Genomic DNA, 4,573 nt, shown 5'->3' on the forward strand with positions numbered 1-4,573 from the left:
CTGTCAATAAACCTGTTTTACTACTGGCTGAAATCTGGCTATAAGGATTTTTGGTAGTAATACCTGTAAACCACGAGTTATCATAAGTATCATAGTAATTGATACTAAGATCTTTGGAAGTACCATTGGTTACTAACATACGACGGGTCTCTCGGTTGAGTCCATCGTATTCAATACTGATATATTGATTTTTTGACCGTTGGTTAGCATCTTGTAAATAAATCAATCGGTCGTTGGCATCATAATCCATTTTGACATAGCCTGCACCGGGTACTTTTTTGTAAACCAAACGACCTTGGTCATCGTAGCAATACAAAAAGGCTGCTTCTGTCAAATTGGCCTCAGTCAATCCTGTAATCACAGCACTCAGTTCGGGTGGTAGCACTGCTCGCAATTGTCCATAGTCGTCATAGACATAATAGGTATTGGCAACCTCATTATCGCTATTGATGAAACTTTTCAATACCACACGACCATACTTATCCTTGTACTCACGCACTCGGTTTTTGTTGAGATTCTCGCTTTTGTTCCCCTCTTGAATCGTCTCAGTAACAGTCAACTGGTTTTTGCCATAATAGCCTGCTCTGGTAATCCCTTTGGCTAAAGAACCTGCCTCGAAACTACTCTGGCTTACACGAATTTCATGAATGGTGTTAGCGGTATTGAAAGTATAGATACTTCTAGTAGTACCATCAGCTCGGTTCCAAGGTGAGCTATTCAATGACCAAAGGCTCTCATCGCCAGGCCCTGCTACCTTCAATACTCGACTCGAAGGCATGGGCTCATACACCGTTTGACTATAGGCTCTATTGCCAGCACCATAGTAGGTAGCAGTAGCAGTAGCTACACCCGTATTATAGTCCCCCTTACCACCATTGACAGGGAGAGGCAAATACTGCTTTACAGCACGACCGTGGTCGTCGTACTCGGTGAGTTGTACCAAGTCTTGACCTGCTCCTCCAGCATGGACATCCACAGTTTGGGTACTTTGTCCCAAACCATCAAAATAAGTAATGGTACTTTGAGCTTGGTTGGGATTCGAAAGATTAGCTCCACCTGCAACCTTGTGCACCGTTTGGCGCACAAAGTTACGAGAAGAGGTTTGGCCAATGGCTCCATAAGCCATTAGTGCCATATAGATAATTAGGTAGCGCTTCATTAGATGTTTTTAAGGTTTGGGTTACTTAGGGCAGCGTTTGGTGTTGAAGGATAATAAAACTATCATTTGAGCATAAATGAAATATTATCCAGTAATAGTTTGTGATTAAAAGTATGAAGTATATAAGGCAGAGTGTGACTGCTTGTTTTTAAGGCTTGGAATCCTTAGAATTCGCTAGTATTGGCTTGGAGGGCAGTACTAGCGAGGATTCTTTAATTATTCTTATCACAAATTCGCCTCTGAAAAAACAAAAAATCTTACTATCTATAAACTTAGATGACAAATTGAGTGTATCGGGGTCTCCAGTTAGGTTTAAGTGCGTCAAAATCAATGGATTTAATTTAGAAATGATAGCTTTCAAAAACAAAAAAAAATTCGATTACTATTTTGTATTGTCATTGCCTGTTATGTTTTATGTATTATAAAAGGACTTAAAAACTGCAAACAAATCACTGTCAGACAAAACTAAGTCCAAATATGAGTCCATTTTTAGAAAGGGTCACAGCATCATTGTTGAACACTGCCAGAAAATGGTATTTTTACTACAATGGTGTATTGAAAATGACAATATTAAAATGAGGCCTAAACCCGTACAAGTAAATTTTTGTCCAGTAATCAGCTATACATGTTATTTTGTGTCGCTTATGCACGAATTTCTATATAATCCCCTTCATTTTCTTTCAAATATATTGAATAGTCTTTCATCAAAGATACATGTGCTATTCTTCCTTTCTCAACTAGCATATCATACTCCTCTGAAAGCTGACTTTGACAATATGGACATATGGAATCCTCCAAAATACAATATACCAAATAGTCCAATAGCTCTTCAGAAGAATCATTACTTTTAATATAGTCTCCGATTTTATACTCATAAAACCAAATATCTCCGAATCTAAACTGTAGAGTTCCATCAATCTTCTTTTTACATTGAGGACAATTTATTTGAATTTTTAATCTATTGTAACTTCCCATCTAAGAGCATGTTTAAAATTATATTTGTTGTTTATTCAATTCGATTTAGGATTATTTGGCAATTACCCCACATAATCCATGCTTCAGCAGAATTTACTGTTCTTGTCGAGTGTGACCCCAATATAGTTTTTAGAGTGTCTTCTAAAGAAGTTTAACCAACCGAAAGTTCGTTCATTTTCCCACCTCCATTTAACAGTTACAAACCCTTTTTCAGTAGGTGGTTTAGAAGCAACCTCAATTTCTAAACCGATAATATTATCATTTACCCAATCAAAGAATACTTTTTTATAAGCATCATCAACAAGATTTTTTTCATCCTTGCTAAATATCCTAAACAGTGTTCAACTGGTAAATGAGCCTTTGCTCCATCATGTATATCAGCAGCGTGAACAACAACTCCTCAAATTAGTACCAATGTATCTACAATTACATGACGTTTACGCCCATTTACATACTTGTTACCATCTATCCCCCTATATTAATTAACAAATGGAACAGATTTAACGGACTGACTACAATCGGGCGGCGTACCGTACACAATAGACTTGGTCTTCTTTACCCTGTCTTTTTCTCTCTTGTTTATTTAATTCACTATATAGCCTTTCCAAAGTACCAGCGTTTTTCCACTTCCGAAAATAATAGTAAATTACCTGCCATGAAATACTTTAATGATTTGAGTTTCGCCATTGTGTGCCTGTTCGTAATATTGCTAAAATACCATTGAAGACGTCTCGCAAACTATGTTTTCGCTTTCTTTGGCCTTTTAAAATTTCTTCTATAATTTTCCACTGAGTATCGGTTAACTCAACATATTGGGTTTGCATCTTACTTTCAAGTTTGGTCACTCAAAAGTAAATGCTCCGATACCTTTTTTTAATTTTTAAACATGCTCTAAAACCCTTTTACTGGTTGAGATATAGCATTCATAAATTTTGTCATTCTTTTATCATCTGTCACGACAGTAGCATTATTGTTCTTAGCACCAGCAATTATACTTGCATCATTTCTACCAACCTTTCTTCCCATAGATATTGCCTGTGCTTGTAAAGCTTCAACTTGTTTTGATGTTCCTCCCTTTTTACTTACACTTGCTCCTACTTCTTTCATAAAAGATTTAAGCTCTGTTTTACTCCCTTTGGTAAGAAACTCTTTAGCCGCAGTAATGGAAACTATAGGTTTATTTGAACCTATAGCCTTAACTACATCACTTTTTTTTCCCCTTTCAATTGCAGCAATTAATGCATTGTTATCAAGACTTACCTTAGACACAACCCCTAACTCCTTTGCTACGATTCCGACTCCTGCGAGTACTACCTCTTCTACTGGTACAACCATTGCCATAACGGTAGCCATCGCTTTACCTGCCCTTTGAAGCAAGTCTTTTCCTAAATGATAGGACTCTGCCTCATTGGGGTTATGAGAGAAACCTGCTGATGTCCACAGTACTGTAGAAGGATGTGGTGTAGGAAATCTTCCATCAGGGTCTGTTAACTTAACAGGATTATTAAACACATACTGGTATGTTGACCATGATTCTTGTCCTCCTGTGTCTGGAAGTGGATCCACCGCCATCCATCTACCCAACTCAGGATAATACATCCTAGCACCATAGTCTAGCCAGTTGGTGCCGTCCTGTAGCTCTTTGCCGTTGTAGAGCCTGTCGTTGGAAAGCACCGTTTGGGTAGGGGTCATATTATCACCTAGGGATAATATCGATACCCCAAAGGCACTGTAATAATTCCCCTGATATATCTTAGCTTGCTCGCTGTCGTCGTGTACTAGGCGAACGTTACCCAAGTGGTCTTTGATGTCGTACAAGTAAATGTATTTGCTCAGTGGACTGTTTGGTGTCCAACCTTCTCGCAATTGTACATGTCCCTCACTTGTGAATATTCTGTTCAGGGTGATAGTCCCCTGATTGACATATTCTGAACCTCCTATGTATATCTTGTTGATTCCTCCTGGCCCGCTGTTGGCATAACTCCACTTGGTACCAGAACCATCGTAATAATAACTTACTTGTTTGTCAGCAAAGCTTACCTTGTTGACCAAATTTAGTAAATTATAATTAATATTCGTTATCCCTTTGTCATTATCTACTACCAAATTGCCATTAGCATCATAGCTAAAATCTGTCGTGGTTTTGTTGACATCGTTATAGCCTTTACTATCATTGGTGTTGTCTAGTACCGAAGTGAGTTGTACTGATAGGTTAGAGGCGTAACTATACGCTAAATCGTCTCGACTTGTACCTCCCAGTGGTCCATTCCAACGTTTGAGTGTTTTGATGGAGCCATCTAAACGATAACTTAAACTCTCACTTAAATCTGTATCTGTATTGGTTCCAATGGACTGTAACAGTCGATTCATCCCATCATAAGCCAATACATATCCTCGCTTGGCACCATTGTTACTCCAATCGTATTTGGTGATGTTGCC

4 protein-coding genes are annotated in these 4,573 nt (G+C 38.2%); all 4 read right to left on the reverse strand.

Going from position 1 to position 4,573, the window contains the following annotated elements; all coding sequences use genetic code 11:
• Positions 1–1,159 (reverse strand): DUF6443 domain-containing protein (locus tag GVN22_RS26775; protein WP_240915789.1); only part of this gene is annotated, 1,159 nt, incomplete at its 3' end.
• 642 nt (positions 1,160–1,801) lie between these two features.
• On the reverse strand, positions 1,802–2,134 hold the full coding sequence (locus GVN22_RS26780; RefSeq protein WP_166554075.1) for a hypothetical protein: 333 nt from the start codon (positions 2,132–2,134) through the stop codon (positions 1,802–1,804).
• Positions 2,135–2,799: 665 nt separating this feature from the next.
• Positions 2,800–2,958 (reverse strand): transposase, encoded by a 159-nt coding sequence (locus GVN22_RS28520; RefSeq protein ID WP_166554076.1) that lies wholly within the window; start codon positions 2,956–2,958, stop codon positions 2,800–2,802.
• Between the two features lie 67 nt (positions 2,959–3,025).
• On the reverse strand, positions 3,026–4,573 hold a 1,548-nt coding region (locus GVN22_RS26790; protein WP_304487899.1), incomplete at its 5' end, for an RHS repeat-associated core domain-containing protein.

Origin of the sequence: Cellulophaga sp. BC115SP (assembly GCF_009905545.1) — a bacterium.
GTDB lineage: Bacteria > Bacteroidota > Bacteroidia > Cytophagales > Spirosomataceae > Flectobacillus > Flectobacillus rivi.

Bases quoted from the DNA above. Each gene is read 5' to 3' on its own strand.
- GVN22_RS28520 (WP_166554076.1), bottom strand. From the start codon at position 2,958: ATGCAAACCCAATATGTTGAGTTAACCGATACTCAGTGGAAAATTATA.
- GVN22_RS26780 (WP_166554075.1), bottom strand. From the start codon at position 2,134: ATGGGAAGTTACAATAGATTAAAAATTCAAATAAATTGTCCTCAATGT.